Source organism: Ancylobacter sp. 3268, from assembly GCF_031456575.1.
In the GTDB taxonomy this organism is placed as follows: Bacteria; Pseudomonadota; Alphaproteobacteria; order Rhizobiales; family Xanthobacteraceae; genus Ancylobacter.
The window spans coordinates 1-19,789 of record NZ_JAVDUX010000022.1 but is presented as its reverse complement, the minus strand read 5'-3'; the positions used below and the strand labels follow the sequence as shown (position 1 = coordinate 19,789).

Annotated in this window: 16 protein-coding genes and 1 pseudogene; 8 read left to right on the top strand and 9 right to left on the bottom strand. The window is 63.0% G+C overall.

Annotated elements, in window-relative coordinates:
- Positions 1 to 35: 35 nt before the first annotated feature.
- The 4 genes from J2X65_RS23950 to J2X65_RS23935 form a co-directional block, all read right to left on the bottom strand.
- Positions 36 to 1,283, bottom strand: coding sequence for a cupin domain-containing protein (locus J2X65_RS23950; protein ID WP_310206993.1), 1,248 nt, complete (start codon positions 1,281 to 1,283; stop codon positions 36 to 38).
- A 505-nt stretch (positions 1,284 to 1,788) separates the two neighbouring features.
- A complete protein-coding gene (locus tag J2X65_RS23945; RefSeq protein ID WP_310206990.1) occupies positions 1,789 to 2,994 on the bottom strand; it encodes an alpha/beta fold hydrolase in 1,206 nt (401 codons plus the stop codon).
- Positions 2,995 to 3,130: 136 nt separating this feature from the next.
- Positions 3,131 to 3,982 (bottom strand): MBL fold metallo-hydrolase, encoded by an 852-nt coding sequence (locus J2X65_RS23940; protein WP_310206987.1) that lies wholly within the window; start codon positions 3,980 to 3,982, stop codon positions 3,131 to 3,133.
- Between the two features lie 54 nt (positions 3,983 to 4,036).
- A complete protein-coding gene (locus J2X65_RS23935; protein ID WP_310206985.1) occupies positions 4,037 to 4,630 on the bottom strand; it encodes a carboxymuconolactone decarboxylase family protein in 594 nt (197 codons plus the stop codon).
- Between the two features lie 368 nt (positions 4,631 to 4,998).
- On the opposite strand from J2X65_RS23935, the pseudogene J2X65_RS23930 reads away from it, so the two are divergent.
- Both J2X65_RS23930 and J2X65_RS23925 read left to right on the top strand, forming a co-directional pair.
- Positions 4,999 to 5,202, top strand: a pseudogene (locus J2X65_RS23930) (LysR family transcriptional regulator); the annotation flags it as partial.
- Positions 5,203 to 5,241: 39 nt separating this feature from the next.
- Positions 5,242 to 5,901 carry a LysR substrate-binding domain-containing protein gene (locus J2X65_RS23925; protein ID WP_310207138.1) on the top strand — a complete coding sequence of 220 codons (660 nt, stop codon included), beginning with the start codon at positions 5,242 to 5,244 and terminating at the stop codon, positions 5,899 to 5,901.
- Positions 5,902 to 5,975: 74 nt separating this feature from the next.
- Here the strand turns inward: J2X65_RS23925 and J2X65_RS23920 are convergent, their stop codons facing one another.
- The 3 genes from J2X65_RS23920 to J2X65_RS23910 are packed head-to-tail and all read right to left on the bottom strand — an operon-like array spanning position 5,976 to position 7,866.
- Complete coding sequence (locus J2X65_RS23920) at positions 5,976 to 6,188, bottom strand: 4-oxalocrotonate tautomerase family protein (protein WP_310206982.1); 213 nt, start codon at positions 6,186 to 6,188, stop codon at positions 5,976 to 5,978.
- 28 nt (positions 6,189 to 6,216) lie between these two features.
- A complete protein-coding gene (locus J2X65_RS23915; protein ID WP_310206979.1) occupies positions 6,217 to 7,119 on the bottom strand; it encodes an SDR family oxidoreductase in 903 nt (300 codons plus the stop codon).
- A 9-nt stretch (positions 7,120 to 7,128) separates the two neighbouring features.
- Positions 7,129 to 7,866: an SDR family oxidoreductase gene (locus tag J2X65_RS23910; RefSeq protein ID WP_310206977.1), complete on the bottom strand. Its 738-nt coding sequence runs from the start codon at positions 7,864 to 7,866 to the stop codon at positions 7,129 to 7,131.
- Positions 7,867 to 7,971: 105 nt separating this feature from the next.
- On the opposite strand from J2X65_RS23910, the gene J2X65_RS23905 reads away from it, so the two are divergent.
- From J2X65_RS23905 to J2X65_RS23880, 6 genes are all read left to right on the top strand, one after another.
- A complete protein-coding gene (locus J2X65_RS23905) occupies positions 7,972 to 8,922 on the top strand; it encodes a LysR family transcriptional regulator (protein ID WP_310206974.1) in 951 nt (316 codons plus the stop codon).
- A gap of 419 nt (positions 8,923 to 9,341) precedes the next feature.
- Positions 9,342 to 9,527: a hypothetical protein gene (locus J2X65_RS23900; RefSeq protein WP_310206971.1), complete on the top strand. Its 186-nt coding sequence runs from the start codon at positions 9,342 to 9,344 to the stop codon at positions 9,525 to 9,527.
- Positions 9,528 to 9,745: 218 nt separating this feature from the next.
- Positions 9,746 to 10,705 carry a DUF3991 and toprim domain-containing protein gene (locus J2X65_RS23895; protein ID WP_310206969.1) on the top strand — a complete coding sequence of 320 codons (960 nt, stop codon included), beginning with the start codon at positions 9,746 to 9,748 and terminating at the stop codon, positions 10,703 to 10,705.
- Between the two features lie 142 nt (positions 10,706 to 10,847).
- Positions 10,848 to 11,459: a DUF1419 domain-containing protein gene (locus J2X65_RS23890; RefSeq protein ID WP_310206966.1), complete on the top strand. Its 612-nt coding sequence runs from the start codon at positions 10,848 to 10,850 to the stop codon at positions 11,457 to 11,459.
- Positions 11,460 to 11,469: 10 nt separating this feature from the next.
- Positions 11,470 to 11,868: a DUF3085 domain-containing protein gene (locus J2X65_RS23885; RefSeq protein WP_310206964.1), complete on the top strand. Its 399-nt coding sequence runs from the start codon at positions 11,470 to 11,472 to the stop codon at positions 11,866 to 11,868.
- Between the two features lie 100 nt (positions 11,869 to 11,968).
- Complete coding sequence (locus J2X65_RS23880) at positions 11,969 to 17,071, top strand: lactate dehydrogenase (RefSeq protein ID WP_310206962.1); 5,103 nt, start codon at positions 11,969 to 11,971, stop codon at positions 17,069 to 17,071.
- 75 nt (positions 17,072 to 17,146) lie between these two features.
- On the opposite strand, the gene J2X65_RS23875 is transcribed toward J2X65_RS23880, so the two are convergent.
- Both J2X65_RS23875 and J2X65_RS23870 read right to left on the bottom strand, forming a co-directional pair.
- On the bottom strand, positions 17,147 to 17,590 hold the full coding sequence (locus J2X65_RS23875; protein ID WP_310206959.1) for a hypothetical protein: 444 nt from the start codon (positions 17,588 to 17,590) through the stop codon (positions 17,147 to 17,149).
- 121 nt (positions 17,591 to 17,711) lie between these two features.
- Positions 17,712 to 19,586, bottom strand: coding sequence for an ATP-binding protein (locus tag J2X65_RS23870; protein ID WP_310206956.1), 1,875 nt, complete (start codon positions 19,584 to 19,586; stop codon positions 17,712 to 17,714).
- Positions 19,587 to 19,789: the final 203 nt, after the last annotated feature.

The following is a 19,789-nucleotide window of genomic DNA, read 5'->3' as shown; positions in this document are numbered from 1 at the left end:
CCTGTCGCTCGTGGTTACGGCATGGTTCGGAAGGCTCAGGCGGGCTGGATGCCAGCCTGGCCCTTCGGGAACCGCGAGATCACCGCTGGATCGATGTTGAGATGCTGAGCGACCAGCTCTGGCGGCGCGTGGGTCAGCCAGTCGGAGAGGTCGACCTCCTGGTATTCCGGCGCCTTGAAGATCGCGAGGACCTGCACGTCCTCGTCACCGGTGTTGACGATGTAGTGGCCCTGGCTCTTGGGCACGACGCCGAGATCGCCCGCCTGGAAGTCGATGGTCAGGGCGCGGGGGCCGGTGTTGAACACCGTCATGCGGCCCTTGCCCTTGATCCAGTACTGCCACTCATCGGCGTTGGGGTGCCAGTGCATGCGCCTCAGCGCACCCGGCTTGATGGTCTCGAGTGCCGCCGCGATGGTGTTGGAGGCCTTGAAGGTGCGGCTGTCGGCGAGCTGGATCTGGCCGCCGGCATTCTGCTTGATTGGCTTCGAGCCGCCGAGCGAGAAGGTGAAGGGCTCGGCGGGGGCGCCGGCGCCGGCCACGGCGGCAAGGTCGACGGAGAGGGCCGGGGGCTCCTGGCCCTGGAAGATCCAGAGGTCGTGCAGCGGGATGTTCTTGAAGGTCTCCGCCGGCACGCCGAAATTCTGCGCTAGCACCTCCGGCGGCGTATGCGCGAACCAGTCGGTCAGCAGCAGGGTGTTGTATTCGGACTGGTAGGCGTCATCGAAGACCAGCAGGAATTCGGCGCCTTCCGGACCCATGCCCTGCAGTGAATGCGGGCAGCCGGCGGGGAAGAACCAAAGATCACCCGGACCAACATCGGCGAAATAGGGATGGCCGAACTGGTCGAGCACGGTGATGCGGCACTGGCCGTTGGTCATCAGCGCCCATTCGCCGGCGAGGTGCCAGTGCATCTCGCGTATGCCGCCCGGGCCGAGCCGCATGTTGACGCCCGACACCTCCTTGGCGGCGGGGAACTCGGCGTTGGTGATCTGCCGCGCCCAGCCGCCATTCTGGATGCGCTTGGGCATGACGTTGAAGGACGACCAGAACATCGGCGAGTTGCCGACATCGGTGGGCGGCGCGTTCTGGAACGCGGGAATCTGCGCTTCGAGGGTGGGATTGCTCGGGCCCGGATTGGCATTGGCGGCAGGGGTCGAGTTGATCGCGCCTTCCGCCGGCTCGTCGGGATTACCGAAAGTGGCGGCATTGGTCGCGCCGCTCGCGACGACAGCACCGCCAAGGGCGCTAAGCGCCAGCATCGACCGCCGGGATAAGTCATCCATGATAGTTCTCCTATTGCAGCGGAGGAAAAGCTCTAACGGTTGTGCGGATGCTCGAGGTCAGCTGTAGGCTGAAGAGGTTGCTGAGCAGCCGAGGCATGGCATTGCCTCTCCTATGATTAGAGAGCTGCTGTCGCGCTTCCCAATAAAATCCCTACCTCGACTTTCGAATCGTCAAGTAAATGTTCCTCTTCAAGCGGGCTAGAATAATAAAAATTATAAATACTGTCAAATAACAGATCTATCTAGAATGCGTGGCCCATGAGGAGATCTGTCGAAAGCGGGGTGCCTTTGCCGAAGTTCTAAGGTTTGGTTTGGCAAAAAAGCAGCTTCGTCTCACATGCGTGTGGCGATACATCTTCCAAAAAAGGCCTCGCTCTAATGAGCAGATCGATCAGGCCGGTACGCTGGAAGTGCTGCAGAATTTCCAGCGTACCGGCCGATCGAGCTGGAGCGGGGTCATTCTCCGAAGACACATGGAGGCCTGCCGCCAGATGACGTGTTGGCTTCAGGCCGGCTCGCGCCCGAGGGTTTCGGCGATCCAGTTGAAGACGACCTCGTCCTTGTAGGCGAGCGCGCCTGACTGGCAGTGGTTCTCGGCGCCGTCTTCGGCCGTGAAGCGCGCGTATGCCTTGGGAACCTTCAGTTCTTCGAATACCTGCTGCGGCTGTCCTTCGAAGAAGATGTCATCTGCGGCCTCCATGACCAAGCACGGGCAGCGGATCTTGTCGGTGATTCCGGCAACCGTGTAAGCCTTGGTCTGGTCGATAAGGTCGGCGATCCCGGAAACGCCGAACGTCCAAGTGCCCTGGGTCACGGTCCAGCGGAGGGCGGTGTTGGCTGCCATCTTCTCTTGGACGATCCGCTCACATTTCGCACGATCCCCGGAGTCGTAAGCCTCCATCGCTTCCTTCGGAAGCAGCTTCCGCAGAGTTTCGTGGAAGTCGTAAACGCCATCAAAAAATACCGCGGCGCGGAAGCGATGTTCGAACGCTGCGGCGCGCGCCGCGAGATATCCGCCGAAGCTCATGCCGATCAACACGAGATTGTCGGGATCGACGTCCGGCCGCGTCAGCGCGTAATCGACGGCGGGACTGACCACCTTTTCCCAATCGGGGCGGAACGGAAGCTTCTGCTCGCGGAGTGGCGCGCCCTGTCCGGGACCATCCCAGGTGAGGCAATTGTAGCCGCGCATAGTCGCCGGAGCACCACCGTAATAGAAGAGCTCCTCGACACTGGAATCATAGCCGCCATGGAAGATGATGGTGGGGCGGGGGGTGTTGGAGGTGTCAGGCTTGTAGAAGTAGCCGGGAAGTGTAGTGCCCTCATAGGGAATCTGAACCGGCTCCCAAGTGGGCCCGATCAGCTTCGCCGCCTTGGCATAGGCCTGCTGGGAGGCGCGCGATGCCGACAGGATGCGAGGATCCTTCGGGTCGACGTGAACATAGAACTCCGCCATACGGAAGTACGTCGAGGCGCGGAGAAAGCCGCCGCGGGCACTCACCTTGTGCCCGGCGGCAAGGTCGGCTTCGGCGCGCGCAAGAACACGTTGGGCGCGCCGGTTCCAAGCGGTGAACCAACTCTCGAAATCCCCCTCGACGACTTCGCGGGCAGTCGCGATCATCTCTCCGAGATCAGAGCCGCCGTAATACATGAATCCGAGATTCCGAACGAACTCGAACGCGAAACTGTCGTCCTTGAAAGCGACTTTCACAACTCGTCTCCGTATTTTGGATAAACTTATACAAATGCGTCGCACCGCAATCCGCTGCTTGCGCGCCATATCTGCACGGCTGCTAAGTCAGGCCGGCCGGGACCCAGACATTCCGGCAGGCTGGACCATAAAACACCTATTCTCGGGATCCGGCGGCCATCGCCATGATATCGGCACTGATCGGGTCGGGGCGGCCCTTGCCCGCCGTCCAATGCTCGAACTCGGCTTGGTCATGCGTGCAGAACATTGCGATCTCCTCGCCATGCTCCTGCTTCAGGCGGCGAAGATGGCCGAGGCTCGCGAGGCGGGCAGGCGCAGAGGCCTGAAAGGCAATCTCGAGCGGGAGCGCGGGCGCCAGCGGGGAAAAGTGAACCCCGTGGTCGAAATAGGAGTCGCCGGCATGCAACGTCCAGCGCGCCTCCTCGCGATAGGCAACGCCGCAATGTCCGAGGGTATGACCCGGCAACATCACCAGCTTGGCATCGAGATCTCCGGGCAACCGCAAGCTGCGGGCCTCCAGTCCGAACCAAACCTCCCCGGTACGGTCATACGTCTTGAACCTGGTCGTATGCGGGAGCTGGTAGGGCTTGTAGGGACCCCGCGGGCGCGTGCCGTCAAAGCTTTCCAGCTCCTCGTGGCAAACATGGACCGTCGCGTTCGGAAAGTCGTGCACGCCGCCCGCGTGATCGCTATCCAGATGGGTCAGAATGATGTCGGTCACGTCACTCGCCGCGATCCCGCGGGATTCCAGCCGGGACAGCGCCGTTAGCCGCCGGTCGACGACGGGCGCGAGGCGCCACAGCGCATCCTCGCCAAGCAGGGCTCCTGGTTCTTCCATCTCGCGCACGCCGAAGCCGGTATCCAGCAGGATGATGCGGTCGCTGAGATGAAAGATCACGCAGTGACACGGCATCGCCGCCGTTGGTGTATGGGCAAGGGGGCCCATTATGGCGAAGGTTGTATGCTCGATATCAAGCACGCTGGACATAATGATCCTCGTGAATGCTGTAATGGTCGCGGTGCGAGGTCTGGGCGATGAGTGCTACTCAGGCGCAGGAATCTCGAAGGCGTTGAGCAGCGCACATGTCAGAAGATACATGCCGACGAGATAGACGAGATCGACCAGTCCTTTTGGGCCGAATGCCGCCTCCGCATCCCGGTACAAGACCTCGTCGACCCGGCGCTCTTCGGTAAGCTGACGGGCAAAACGGTGCGCCAGAAGGCCCTGGTCGGACAATCCGTCGGGGGTTCTCCCTGCGACTAGGTCTTCGATTACGCGCTCTGGCACGCCGACGGTACGAGCCACCGCCGCGTGGGCGTAGAGTTCGTATGGGGAGTGCCACAGGGCCCCGACGGTGAGAATGACGATCTCGTGCACCGGCTTCGACAGGCTGGTGTGATGCCCGTCTGCCTGCATCCATTTCAGGAACCCCGGCGTAATTCCCGGACTGTAGAGGTAAGGGTTGAACGGTCCGATCAACCGGCCGTCATCCGTCGCTCCCCGAAAGCCGTTGCTTTGGGCCCAGGTGACAAGTGTATCAGACAGCGTGCGGTAGAGTTCGCGCTGTTCTCCCTGCAAAGCTGCCGGATCGAGCAATGGAAGGCGACCGCCGAGTCTTTCAGGATTAGAGAGCATGTCTGTACACCTGGAGCTGTTGACTTCTGAGAGCGCGAAAAGAAGATCAATTAGCGAGTGAAGGTGAATAGATGGGAATTGCATCAATGTATAGAAATATAATAGATATGTATATATATTAGATCTTGTCTGATTAACCGCGAAATAACGTTATTAATAATTGTTTTTACGATGACAATCGGCATATATATCGTCTATGATCCATCATAATCATAAAACATGATCGTGGTAGCTTAGTGATTGGAGTGGATGTTGGAAACCGCCAAAATCGAAATCGTGCTATTCAGTGATGAATACGTGGGGGCTGTCGGCTCAGGGGAACTGCGCCTGACTTCGCTCGATTCATCGCTCTAGCCTGAGTGGGTGCCATGTCTGAATGCACCGCTGCCAACGGCGGGCCACTGGAATGGTCGCTGCTACGATCCTTTCTTGCTGTAGTAGAGGCGGGATCCTTGTCTGCGGCTTCCACGCAGATTGCGGTTTCGCAGCCAACGCTTAGCCGACATATTCGCCAACTCGAGACGCAGTTTGGCACGAAGCTCTTCATGCGGACCGTAAGGGGACTCGAGCCAACTAGGGCAGCTCTTCGGCTTGTAGATGATGCACGGAGTATGGCGGCAGCAGCGGATGCGCTGGCGGAGAAAGCTTTTGGTCGATCCCAGGAGCTTTCGGGCACCGTGCGCCTTACCAGTTCTGTGATGGTCGCCAATATGTGGCTGCCGCCTATTCTTGCTGAGCTGCGAGTAGAAGAGCCGGATATTCAGATCGAGCTCGTGGCATCGGACCTCAATCAAAATCTGCTCCGCCGCGATGCGGATATTGCTATCCGCATGGTGGACCCGACGCAGGATGCATTGATCGCCCGTAAGCTAGGAGAGGCGCCCCTTGGGCTATATGGCGCGAAATCGTATCTCGCTCGCCGTGGTTATCCGAGGACAATTCAAGAGTTACTCAATCACGACCTCATTGGCTTTGACCGTAGTGATGTTATACTGAATCTCTATGCCGCTGCCGGCCACCCAGTTACTCGCGAGGCGTTTCCACTTCGATGCGACGACCAGATGGTCGGCTGGGGACTGCTTCTTGCTGGCGCAGGCTTAGGATTCGCTCAAGTAATGCTTGCGGAGCGAGAGAGGACCCTTGAACGCCTGGAATTCGACTTAATTCGGCCGATGTCGGTATGGTTGGTGGTGCATGAGGATGTTCGCAGCAATGTGCATATCCGGCGGGTCGCCGACTTTTTGGCAGCATCTATCAAACGGTTGCTTTGAGGTAGAAAACGGCTGTGCAGGCCCGGGCGTGTCGAGATGGTCCACGCCCCGGCCCACAGACAGGGGGCTCCTCGTCAGTCCTTGGCGCGATATTCCTCCGGGATTGTAAACACCTCATCGGCGCGAGCGTAGCCGCCGTCTTTGACCTCCTCGATCAATACCATGGTGTGCGCGCGTGCCGCTTCGGTGAAATATTCGGCGAGCATGTCGGTGGTGCGATGGACGATTTCCTCCTTTTGCGCGCGCGTAAGGGCGGCTTCCGGAACTTTGAAGTTTGCGAATGGCATAACTCTCTCCTTAGGTGGGAAGCTTGATTCAGACGACTCTGGGCCGCGGATGGAGCAATTCGGGATGGCCGATGCGCGCCAGGAACTGCTCGCGGACGCGGTCGATCACCGCATAGCTGACGGCGGCGCCGTCACTTGCGGGATCGACATGGATGCGCAGGGGGCGTGTGCCGGGCGGCGATGCGACGACGCTGACCACCGCACGGCCGACCTCGGCCGGATCCGCCCAATCCGGCACCGTCGCCGCCAGTGCGTCCTTGATCTCTTCGGCAAAGCGGGGCGGATAGGCCTGCGTGTAGGCGTCCGCCGTCCCTTGATCCTCGGGGGCCCCCGCATGAGCAAAGTGGTTGGTGCCGGTCGTGAACGCTCCGGGCACGACGATGGACGTCTCGATGCCAAACGGCGCCAGCTCCTTGGCATAGCAGACCGCCAGTGCGTCCATCGCTGCCTTTGCAGCAAAGTACGGACCTAAAAATGGGGGTACACCTCCCGCGGCGCTGCTACTGCCCACCCAGACCAGAAGGCCCTCACGGGCGGCGCGCATGTGAGGCAGAACCGCACGGTTCACCCGTTGGGCACCGAGGACGTTGATATCGTAGAGCTCAGCCAACTGCTCGGAGGTGAAGGCCTCGCTCGGCCCCCAGGTCATGTGGCCGGCATTGTGGACAAGCACGTCGATGCGGCCATGTTCTGCGATAATCGCTTTCACCGCAGCTTCGATCGACGCATCGTCTTGCACGTCGAGTTCGACCGTTCGCAGATCGACCCCATGATTACGCGCGAATGAGCCGCCATCGGCAACTGCCGCGGCGTTCCTGCCCGTCGTGCCGCGCATTGAAGCATAGGCGACGTGGCCCGCACTGGCGAAATCACGAGCGATCATCCGGCCAAAGCCGCTGGATGCGCCGGTAACGAGAACAATCTTGCTCATGTTGCGTACTCAGCAGACGCCGCCATTGATGCGGATGACCTGACCGTTCACCCAAGCGCTGTCGGAGCTTGCGAGAAAAGAAACGACGCGGGCGATGTCCTCAGGCTCGCCGATGCGACCGGCGGGGTTCATCTTTGCGATGGCTGTGACCTGCTGATCCGTCTTGTCGGCGAGGAACAGCTCCGTCTCGACTGGGCCCGGTGCGACGGCGTTGACGGTGATGTGACGCGGACCCAGCTCCTTGGCCAGAATGTGGGTCATCGCCTCGACGGCACCCTTGGTCGCCGCGTAGGCGGCGTAGGTCGGCTGGTAGAGCCCGACGACGCTCGACGAGAAATTGACGATCCGTCCACCGTTGCGCAGGCGTTTGGCCGCCTCGCGCATGCCGTGGAACGCGCCAGTGAGGTTAATTGCGACCGTCTGCTGCCAGAGCTCGTCGCTGGTCTCGGAGAGCGGCGCGAGCTTCATGATGCCGGCATTATTGACAAGAACATCCACGCCGCCGAATGCCTGTTCGGCCGCGTCGAACAGGGCGGAAACTGAAGCCCTGTCGGCGACGTCGGCCCGAACGGCAATGGCCGAGCCACCGGCCGCGACGATGCCCGCGACCACTTCCGCGGCAGGCCCAGCGCCGCTGGAGTAGTTGACGACAACTGACAACCCATCTGCGGCGAGACGCTGCGCGATGGCAGCTCCAATGCCCTTCGACGAGCCAGTGACGATCGCAACCTTTGCGGTAGAAGCCATGGGGTGCCTCCTCAAGATCATGCATTCATAACCGACTAAGGCATTATACTTTCCATAGATATTTGATATGCACGCATATCAGCCTCATCGATATGGATTGGTGGAATGGATCTGCATGGATTTGACTTGAACCTGCTGGTCGCCTTTGAGGCACTGATGGCGGAACGCAGTGTGACCAAGGCGGCCAAGCGGATTGGCAGGACCCAACCGGCAATGAGCGCCTCACTTACGCGCCTCAGGATGCTCTTCGGCGACGAGTTGTTTGTCCGCGGTCGGGATGGGCTGCAGCCGACACCGCGAGCGATGGACGTGGCCAAACCGATCGCCCGCGCCCTCCGCGATATCCGGCAGACCCTGGGCGTCGTAGAAGAGTTCGACCCGTCGACATCGACCCTGTCCTTCAACATCGCCATGCAGGAGCACGCCGCCTTCAAGTTGATGCCGGGCCTGCTGCGTTGCCTGCGCGAAAGCGCGCCCGCCATCAAGCTGCACGTGGCTGCCTATCGCGCGCGGGATGAAGCGATCACGCTCTTGGACAGCGGAGAAGCGGATATCGCCGTTGGTGTGCCGACGCGAAGCGCTCCGGGGCGGATCTTCGTGCAGCCCCTGTTTGAGGAGGCGTTCGTGTGCGTTTTGCGCAAGGGCCACCCGGCGGCGGGCCGGCCGCTCGATCTCGACGCGTTTCTTTCTCTTGAACACTTATTGGTGTCTCCGGAGGGGGATCGGTTCGGTCACACCGACACGGTGCTCGCCAAAGAGGGGCTGTCGCGCTCGCTCAGCGTAACGATCAGCCAGATGTATCCCGCTCCCGCTCTGGTGGCCGCGTCGGATTTGATTGCGACACTGATGCTGGGCGTCGTTGAAGGCAGCGGATTTCGCGACAAGCTGAAGGTATTAAAGCCGCCCATCGAACTGGCGCCATGCCCTTATGTTATGAGTTGGCATCGCCGCAACGACGCTCACCCAGCTCAGAGATGGCTGCGTGAGCGCCTAAAGCAACTTCCGATTAGTGCGGAAGAAAGCTGCTGTATCCAATCTGAGATAGTCTTGACATAGTTGATTATGGGGCCGATGCACGGAGCTCCACCCGTTGAAAAACACATCGTAGGTCCGCGACGCGGGCGCTGTTAATCCATTTCGACGGGATGGATGGCCAGAGGCTATCTGGACCTGCAACCGGCGCGTTTTAGCCGGACCGCTTATGCGGTGCGGAACATTGCATGGCAGATGCGCGGCTGTGCGCCCGGCGAGAGGGTTCGTTTGGAGAGGCGCTGACCAAGGGACGTAACCCAATCCCGCTCTTCTGCGATGTCTCCTGGTCCGGTTCCGGATCTTCCACGATCAACCCGCTGCGGGGTCGGCTACGTGAACGTGCCGCCACTGCGGCTTCGCCTTCGCGGTGATCGCGACCGGCCCCGGCCCATTGGGGGAGCCATCGAGCGGGAATTGACCCGCTCCCCGATGGAGCCTTCATCATGTCGAACGACCTTTCCCTTGCCCAGAACGCCGCCTTGCAGCTCTCCCGCACCCTGATGGTCCTAGTTTCACTGTTCGAGGTCGACGGCGCCTACGGCGTCCTGCCGGCCGACGAGCTCGACGGCGACGATGTCACCGTGCTTTTCGAGTACGATCCGTTCCTGGGCGGGCGGCCGGTTCATTGAACCGGTCTTCCGCCCTGCTTGTGCCGCTTGCGAGCCGGCACCCGCAAGGGAAGCTTCGCCGCGGGCCGGCTTGGTCGCGACGGGGTTCATCAATTCGTCTGTTGCCGGCCCGCACCCTTGCAGGCTTGGCTCTTCGCGCCCGGTGGGAGCGGTCCGGCGAGATGCGCCGGACAGAAGACGCAGGAAAGGCCGGACGGAGATCGTCCGGGAAGAGTGAGATGGAGACGAGCGAGGTCGAGTATCTGAAGGAGCGAGTCACCTGCGGCGCCGTGCTGGAGAAGGCGGGTTTCGCGGTCGATGTGAAGGAGAGCACGCGCCGCGCGGTGAAGTACCGGCGCGGCGACGACATCATCATCGTGATCCATGACGGCAAGGGCTGGTTCGACCCCTTGTCGGATGCCAAGGGCGACGTGTTCTCGCTGATCCGCCATCTCGACGGCGACAGCTTCACGGATGCGCTCGCCACAGCCGCCGAACTGGTGGGCTTCACGCCGCTCGAGCCGGCATGGACGAGGCACGCGCGGGAACACGAACCGGTCGCCTCTCTTTCCGAACGCTGGCGCGCCCGTCGCACGCTCTGGTCGGGCTCGGCGACCTGGCGTTATCTCCGTGATGAGCGCGCGCTGCCGGAGATGGTTATCCGCGCCGCCATCCAACAGGACCGGCTGCGCGAGGGGCCGCGTGGCAGTGTATGGGCAGCGCATGTCGATGATGCGGGTGTCGTCACCGGCTGGGAGGAGCGTGGCCCGGAGTGGCGCGGATTCTCGACCGGCGGGTCGAAGGTGCTTTTCCGGCTGGGTGCGCCGGAAGGTGTGCGCCTCTGCGTGACCGAGGCGGCGATCGACGCCATGAGCCTCGCGGCGATGGAGGGATTGCGGGAGGGCAGCCTCTATCTCAGCACGGGTGGTGGCTGGTCGCCGGTGACGGAGGCGGCGGTGCGGGCACTGGCCATGCGTCCCGGTGCGCAGCTCATCGCCGCGACCGATGCCAATGTCCAGGGCGAGGCCTTCGCCACGCGCCTGCGCGTCATCGCAGAGGAGGCGGGCTGCGACTGGCTGAGGCTGAGGCCGCCGGCCGAGGACTGGAACGAGGTCCTGAAGGTGAAAGTGAAAGAGGAGCGGGAACGGAGGGTGGAGAGACGAGGCCTGCCGCATGCCCGCCGGCCGCGTCAAGGGTGACGCTTCGCCCGGCTTTGCCGGCCTTGACCCGCCCGGACGGTGAGGCGGCGGTGGAGGTGGGGTCAGGAAGGGCTGAAGAGAGGATGGCGATCCCGTGGAGGGAGCCGCGCTCCGGCCCGGACGAGGCCGAAGGAGCCCGCTCATGACCCTCTTCGCTCCTCCCATCCGCAAGGTCTATCAGGGCGTCGCCGACCGGCGGCAGATGTTCCGGATGTTTGACCGCCATGCGCAGCGCCCGAACCGCTGGCAGGCCAATGATGATGGCGCGCTCTATCGCGGCGAATGGTTCGAGATCGGCCGCGCCGAGCACGACCACATGTTCGAGATCCTGCCGCCGCTGTGGATGCGCGGCGACATGTTCGCCCTGCGCGAGTTCCTCACCGGATCAATCACCAGCGTCTTCCTCGAGCTGTCGATCAACGGTCGGCTCCGTCACTTTCACGGCTATTGCGACCTTGCCGCGAAAGGCTCGCCCGATCGTATGCGCGCCGCGATCGTCGAGCGGGAAACCCGGCCGGTTCGGGCGATGACGCCGGAAGAGCGGCTCGAGCACATCTGGAGCGCCACCCATGACGATTATCGCGGCTATGCCGGCGAGCGCTGGCCGCGCTGCCTGCATGGCAAGCGCACCGTACTCTGTTATGAGGGCCGGCGCGGCACCGCGCTGAAGCTGCTGGAGCACCTCACCGAGGCCGAGATATCGGCGAAGCTGCCGGTGCATCTGCGCTACCTCCCCGACGCGCTCGCGGCTTGAGGGGGCGCACATGTTCACCTTTCCACTGGTCGACGTTCGCGCCGTCATCACGCGCGGGCGGATCGATGCCGCCGCCAATGGCGGCTTCCGCAATCCCTATTACGGCCTTCGCCCCGGTGAGGGCGAAAAGCCGGGCCTCTGGCTGGTCGGCGACGAGGGCGTCTATCTGCTCTCGAATGGCAGGCTCGCTGAGGGGCAGCGCCCGCTCGTCGTCTATGCCGAGGAGTGCGATCTGAAGACCAACGCGGACTGCTGGCATTACAAGCGCCAGCATTTCGGGGCGGATGACGGGATCGAGTTCCTCGATGCGGCCGAGCTCGACCGGCTGATGGCCGCCTCGGCCGACGCCACGCATCTGCGGATCGTGATGGACGATGCCGCGCTGTCGCTCACGCTGATCCGCCGCTGAGGCGGGTTCCGACCCTTCTCCCTTTTCACATCCTCGCGTCCAACCCGTCCGCCTCTCCGGCGGACGATGACGCGCGCCTTGACGACAGGAGCTCTCCACCATGGCGCATGACGATCCCTTCACGCTCAACCTGTTCGGCAACACCGCCCTGTCCTGCGGCCTGAGCCTCGGTGTCACGGCGTTCGCCGGAGACTTCGAGGCCGATCCCGGTGATGACGATCCCGATCCGACCACGCCGGCGCCGGCCCGGGCACCGGCTTCGGCCGGGCCGATCGCTCGCGTGAAGCCGTCGTCGGAGCGTGGCGTCAATTTCCATCTCGACGGCGATCGCGGTCTGGCACGCGGTTGGAAAGCGCGCGCCCGCGACAACATCGCGGCGATCCGGCTGGCAGCCGAGATCGAGGCCGATGCGCGTCCGGCGACGCGGACGGAGCAGGAGACGCTGGTCCGCTTCACCGGCTTCGGCGCATCCGACCTCGCCAACGGCGTGTTCCGCCGGCCCGGCGAAGCGATGTTCCGCGCCGGCTGGGAGGAGATCGGAGCGGAACTTCAGGACGCCGTCGACGATGCGGGATATGCCTCGCTCGCCCGTTGCACGCAGTACGCCCACTTCACCCCGGAGTTCATCATCCGGGCGATCTGGGCGGGGCTCCAGCGTCTCGGCTGGCGCAGCGGCAGGGTGCTGGAGCCAGGCATCGGCACGGGCTTGTTTCCGGCACTGATGCCGGAAGGCCTGCGCGCGGTCTCCCATGTCACCGGCATCGAGCTCGATCCGGTGACGGCGCGTATCGCCCGACTGTTGCAGCCCCGCGCCCGCATCGTGACGGGCGACTTCGCGCGCACCGAGCTGCCGGCGAGCTTCGACCTCGCCCTCGGCAATCCGCCCTTCTCCGACCGTACGGTGCGCTCGGACCGGGCCTATCGGTCGCTGGCCTTACGCCTGCACGACTACTTCATCGCCCGCTCCATCGACCTGCTGAAGCCTGGCGCGCTCGCAGCCTTCGTCACCTCGCACGGCACGATGGACAAGGCCGACGCCACGGCGCGGGAACATATCGCGAAGTCGGCCGACCTGATCGCGGCGATCCGCCTGCCCGAAGGCAGCTTCCGCACTGAGGCCGGCACCGATGTGGTGGTCGATATCCTCTTCTTCCGGAAGCGAAAGGTCGGGGAGCCGGAGGGCGACCAGAGCTGGCTCGACCTCGACGAGGTCCGCGCCGCTGATGGCGAGGAAGCTCCGATCCGCGTGAATCGCTGGTTCGCTCGGCACCCGGACCTCGTGCTCGGCACTCATGCCATGACGTCAGGCCCCTTCGGCGAGATTTACACCTGCCAGCCGCGCGAGGGCGAGGAACTGGCGACAGTGCTGGACACCGCCATCTCCCTTCTTCCGGAAGCCCTCTATGACGGCGAGCCGACGTCGATCGATGTCGACGACGCCGCTGAAGACGCTGACATTGACCTGTCTGCCAGTCGACATGTCCGCGAAGGCAGCTATGTCTTCGACCCGGTGCGCGGGCTCATGCAGGTGATCGACGGAGCGTCCGTCGCCGTCACGGTGAGGAAAGGCCGATCCGGCGACGGGGTGCCTGAAAAACACATCCGCATCATCCGCAAGCTGATCCCGATCCGCGATGCCGTGCGGGAGGTGTTGAAGGCCCAGGAGCTCGACCAGCCGTGGAAGGATGCGCAGGTGCGGCTGCGCATCGCCTGGTCGAGTTTCGTGCGGGACTTCGGTCCGATCAACCACACCACGGTGTCGATCGCCGAGGACGAGGAGACCGGCGAGGTCCGCGAGACCCATCGTCGGCCTAATCTTCAGCCCTTCCTGGACGATCCCGATTGCTGGCTGGTCGCCTCGATCGAGAATTACGACCTCGACACCGATACGGCGAAGCCAGGTCCGATCTTCTCGGAGCGCGTGATCGCGCCTCCGGCGTCGCCCGTCATCACCTCGGCAGCGGATGCGCTCGCCGTGGTGCTGAACGAGCGTGGTCATGTCGATCTCGATCATATTGCCGAGCTTCTGCATGCCGATGGTGACGCCGTCGTCGCGGAGCTCGGCGATGCCATCTTCCGTGATCCCGAGACCGGCTCATGGCAGACGGCGGACGCCTATCTCTCCGGCCCGGTGCGCGACAGGCTGAAAGCGGCGGAGGCCGCCGCCGCGCTCGACCCAAGCTTCGCGCGCAATGTCCGCGCCCTTGTCGAGGTGCAGCCGGCGGACCTGCGTCCCTCCGACATCACCGCCCGTCTCGGCGCGCCGTGGATTCCGGCATCGGATGTCGTCGCCTTCGTGAAGGAGGCCATGGGCGCGGATATCCGCATCCACCACATGCCGGAGCTTGCCTCGTGGACCGTGGAGGCCCGACAACTCGGCTGGCTCGCCGCCGGTACCTCGGAATGGGGCACGGAACGCCGTCATGCCGGCGAGCTTCTGGCGGACGCACTGAACAGCCGCGTGCCGCAGATCTTCGACATCGTCAGGGATGGGGACAGCGAGCGGCGCGTGCTCAATGTCGTCGACACCGAGGCGGCGAAGGAGAAGCTCGCCAAGATCAAGACCGCCTTCCAGAGCTGGGTCTGGTCCGATCCTGATCGCACCGACAGGCTGGCGCGGGTCTATAATGACCGCTTCAACAACATCGCGCCCCGCGCCTTCAATGGCGATCATCTGAAGCTTCCGGGCGCGTCGGGCGCCTTCACGCTCTATGCCCACCAGAGGCGCGGCATCTGGCGCATCATCTCGGCCGGCTCGACCTATCTCGCCCACGCCGTCGGTGCCGGGAAGACCATGACGTTCGTCGCCGCCATCATGGAGCAGCGCCGGCTCGGCCTGATCGCCAAGGCGATGTTGGTCGTGCCCGGCCATTGCCTGGCGCAGGCAGCGCGCGAGTGCCTGGCACTCTATCCCAATGCCCGCATCCTTGTCGCTGATGAGACCAACTTCATCAAGGAGAAGCGCGCCCGGTTCCTCAGCCGGGCGGCCACGGCGACCTGGGATGCGATCATCATTACGCACAGTTCCTTCCGCTTCATCGGCATCCCGTCCGCCTTCGAACAACAGATGATCCAGGACGAACTGGAGCTCTACGAGACCCTGCTGACGAAGGTGGAGAGCGAGGACCGCGTCTCGCGCAAGCGGCTCGAACGGCTGAAGCAGGGGCTGAAGGAACGATTGGAGGCGCTCGCCACCCGTAAGGACGATCTGCTCACCATCAACGAGCTCGGCGTCGACCAGATCATCGTCGATGAGGCGCAGGAGTTCCGCAAACTCTCCTTCGCCACCAACATGTCGACCCTGAAAGGTGTCGACCCCAACGGTTCACAGCGCGCCTGGGACCTCTATGTGAAATCCCGCTTCATCGAGACCAAGAACCCGGGCCGGGCACTCGTACTCGCCTCCGGCACGCCGATCACCAATTCGCTCGGCGAGATGTTCTCGGTGCAGCGCCTGATGGGCCATGCCGCGCTGACCGAGCGAGGCCTGCACGAGTTCGATGCCTGGGCGAGCACCTTTGGCGACACCACGACCGAGTTGGAGCTCCAGCCCTCCGGCAAGTACAAGCCGGTGTCGCGCTTCGCCAGCTTCGTCAACGTGCCGGAGCTGATCGCCATGTTCCGCTCCTTCGCCGATGTGGTGATGCCGGAGGACCTGCGGCGATATGTGAAGGTGCCGGCGATCGCGACCGGCCGACGCCGGATCGTCACCGCCAAGCCGACGGCGGCCTTCCGGCGCTACCAGCTCCAGCTCGACGCCCGCATCAAGGCGATCGAACAGCGCGAACGTCCGGCCGAGCCCGGTGACGACATCCTGCTCTCCGTCATCACCGACGGCCGCCATGCCGCGATCGACCTGCGTCTGGTCGACCCCGGCACTGACAACGAGCCGGAGAACAAGCTCAACGCCCTCATCGGCAACGCCCTCCGTATCTGGCGCGAGACTGCGGAGCGCACCTATCTCCAGCCGGATGGCAGGCCCTATGAGCTGCCCGGCGCCGCGCAGATGATCTTCTCCGATCTTGGAACCATCAGCGTGGAGAAGACCCGTGGCTTCTCGGCCTATCGCTGGATCCGCGACGAGCTCGTGCGGCTCGGCGTGCCGGCCGGCGAGATCGCCTTCATGCAGGACTTCAAGAAGTCCGAGGCGAAGCAGCGTCTGTTCGGCGATGTCCGTGCCGGCAAGGTCCGCTTCCTGATCGGAAGCTCCGAGACGATGGGCACCGGCGTCAATGCCCAGCTTCGCCTGAAGGCCCTGCATCATCTCGACGTGCCCTGGCTGCCGTCCCAGATCGAACAGCGCGAGGGGCGGATCGTGCGGCAGGGCAACCAGCACGATGAGATCGACATCTTCGCCTATGCCACCGAGGGTAGCCTCGACGCGACCCTATGGCAGAATAATGAGCGCAAGGCCCGCTTCATCGCGGCGGCGCTGTCGGGCGACACCTCGATCCGCAGGCTGGAAGACCTCGGCGAGGGGCAGGCGAACCAGTTCGCGATGGCCAAGGCGATTGCCTCGGGCGATCAACGGCTGATGCAGAAGGCGGGGCTGGAGGTCGACATCGCCCGGCTGGAACGCCTGCGCGCCGCGCATCAGGACGACCAGTTCGCCATCCGCCGACAGATCCGCGATGCCGAGCGCGATATCGCGCACGCGACCCGTCGCATCGAGGAGATCGGACAGGACATCGCCCGCCTCGTCCCGACCACAGGCGAGGCCTTCAGCATGACGGTGAACAGCACCGCCTTCTCCGAACGAAAGGCCGCCGGCCGCGCAGTGATGAAGGAGATCCTGACCCTGGTGCAGAACCAGCATGAGGGCGAGACCGTCCTTGCGTCCATCGGCGGGTTCGATCTCCTCCATGATGGCGAGCGCTCCGATCGCGGGGAGAGCTATCGCTACGACACCATGCTCCGGCGCGCCGGCCACGATCATGAGATCGAGCTGCCGGTGACCGTCACGCCGCTTGGCGCGATCTCTCGGCTTGAACACGCGCTCGGGGGATTCCATGACGAGCGGGAGGGCCATCGCCAGCGGCGGATCGAGGCCCAACGCCGATTGGCATCCTACCGCTCGCGCGAGGGCGGCACGTTCATCTTTGCGGAGGAACTTGCCAAGAACCGTCGGCAACTGGTGGAGGTCGGGAAGGCGCTGGCGGCAAATAACGAGGCAGATCAGGCTGTGCAAATTCAAGCGGCCTGATCTGCCGGTGACAAAACGCCGAAAGCGAACATTTTCTGAGCAGTTGGGGACCTGTCCCCCGAAGTGCTGTCGATCCTAGGAAAAAGTGCTGACGCGGACTGCTCTATAGGCTGACGAAGATCGGATCCGAGAGAGACGCGTGCGGTCTGCAGCTGCCATCGGCGCTGTCGTCGGGGCGATTTCGCCCAGAGCGAGAAGGCGCAGATCCGACGCAGAGAATGCTTGCGCGAACCGTCTCCACGCCTGACTCCAGATCAGGGCCTTTTCTGGGCACGCCCTGCCGATCGGCATGAAAGCATGCTCTGTTAGCCTGCGCGTTCTTTGCCGGGCTCGTTCTTTCCGCATATGGGATTGCGCGGCGCGTTCGATGCTGGCGGCGTCCTCGGTCAAGCCGTAAGTGATGCCGTCAAGGATGCGGTCTAGCCGCACGTCATCAGCATGGGACTGTGCGATGGCTGCTGTTAGCTGGGCGGCAGATTGAATCCGCGCGTAATCTGCCCACTGGGCTTCTGAAATCATCGTTCTCTCCATTATGGACCGCCGCTATGGCGATCTGTAAAAAAGCCCGGCTTCGAACTGGATGACATCGAGGAACGCTATGTCCTCGATGTCGAACTCGAAACCGAACAACAACAGTTTATCAGCTTTCCAGCTGCGTGGCGAATGCGTCCGACCACTCCCTGCGCATCTTGTCGAACAGCTTCGCCCGGTCGGGCTCGTTGCGCCCCATGAACGACTGCGTCCGGGCAAGCGAGAACAAGAGAAGCTGCACCCCGATCATAACGTCGGCCGCCCCCGCGAATCCCGGCGCCTCCTCGTCCCCATCGTTCTCGGGATTGGCGGCGAGCGCCGCTTCCGACAGCGGGCGGTAGACGCGGTCATAGAAGGGATGCGCGGTGTTGATGGTCAGGATCACCCGGCCAGCCTTGTATTCAACGTGATAGAACGGCCAGAATGGATCGTGGGTGTACTTGGTGAGGTAGGCTGAATTCTCGACCCGCGCGATTGCGTCGTCCTCGTTCTCGCCGTCGCGACGGACCGATGCAGCGAGTTCCCGAACTTGCTGGTGAAGCGCCTGCCGCTCATCCTCGGTGATCGGATTCGGCATCTCGATCCGCTCGGACTGAACCTCCTCTGCCTCATTGGCCTTGCGCTCCGCCGCCGAAATTCCGCTGCGGTTGTTGGCCGCCGCGCTCGTATTCTGGAACTTGCGGATGCGCTCACGCACCGTCCCGACCTCGTTGCCGATGGCCTTGGAAATCTCATCCAGGACATAGGGCTTAGGACGGACCCCCTGCTTGTTCGACGATAAGCCCATGGCCTCATCCAGATCGCCCGAGAAGTCGATCTGCACGCGGAACCAGTTCAGATCGCCGTGCCGACGCGCAATCTCCGGCATGACGCCGACGAACATCTCGCGATCGTTCCGCAAGATCGAGACGTTGTGGTCGTCATAGAGGCGCAGCGAGTTCTTGCGAACAGATCGCGGCAACTGACTCCAATCCTCGATCGGAAGCTCGTAGAGCCGGATGCTTAGATTGCCCTTCTCGCCCCCAGGCGACCGCTCGATCGGCACAGTTTTGGCGACGACCAAGCGCGACTTCGTCTCGGTGATGCCTTCGACTTGGACGTGACGGGAGTTCTGCGACCAGTAGGTGGGGTCGAAGGACTGAACGATCTTGTTGTTGACCCAGATTTTAAGACCGTTGTCGATGAACTTGCGATAGATACGGCCGATGTCCTTGATGGCGCGTTCCGCAAGCGTGCGCGCCTTGGCGGCGTCTACCCGGTCGCAATCGGGGATGAAGACAAGGGTCCCCGAAACACCGAGGGCTTCGTAAACGTCGTCTTCGGTTTCGGCGACGAGCTGCTGGTCGTCGCGGTTCGGCCAAACCATCGGCTTGCTAATGATCGAGGCGACCTCGGAAGGCAGATCATCGACTGACTCCGGGTCCTGCATCTCGATCATATTGAGGCGGGACTTGCCGACCTCGTCCACATCGAGCGTCAGCCGGTAGATATCTTTCGAGTTCTGCCAGCTGTAGACATCGAACGAAGGCGCCATGCTGAGCGCGGCTGTCTTCATGCCCATGCCGTAGCGGCCGATGCCGGTACGCTTGTCGTAGTTGAGCGAGCCTCCGAAGGACATCGCTAGCTTCAGTACGTTGGGGCTCATCCCCTTTCCGTCGTCGAGGACGGCAACGTCGATCGCGTAGTCGCCCTTCCCGCCCGACTGGCGGAAATAGATATGAACGTTGCTTGCGCCCCACTGGATGGAGTTGTCGACGATCTCGCAGAGTGCGGAGGTCGTCGAAGAATAACCCTGGTCGCGCAGGCTGCGGATGAGCGTCTGGCCGAAGAACATCGGCACCTTCGCACCGTCCTTCAGAACGCGGCTCATGACGACCTTGCCGCCACGGGGGGCGCCATCTCCCCAGGTCGCCACGTCGGCGGCGGCCTGGATGTCGGTCTCGATCGGTTCTACGCCGTCGATGTCGGAATTCTCGTTTGTCATGTCATGTCTCCTTCTGTTGGCCACCGCTGTGGCGGCCTCGACAACCATCAGGAGGTGAAAAGCGGCTAACGTTACAGGCGACGGGAAAAAGGAGGGAAGGGAGGGGAACCTCCTCGCGGATAGGCCGTCCCGGCGGCGCTGTCGCTCAACCGCGGCCTCTCGCGATCCCGGCCCGTCGTCCTGTGCAGGGCTGAAAGCCCCGC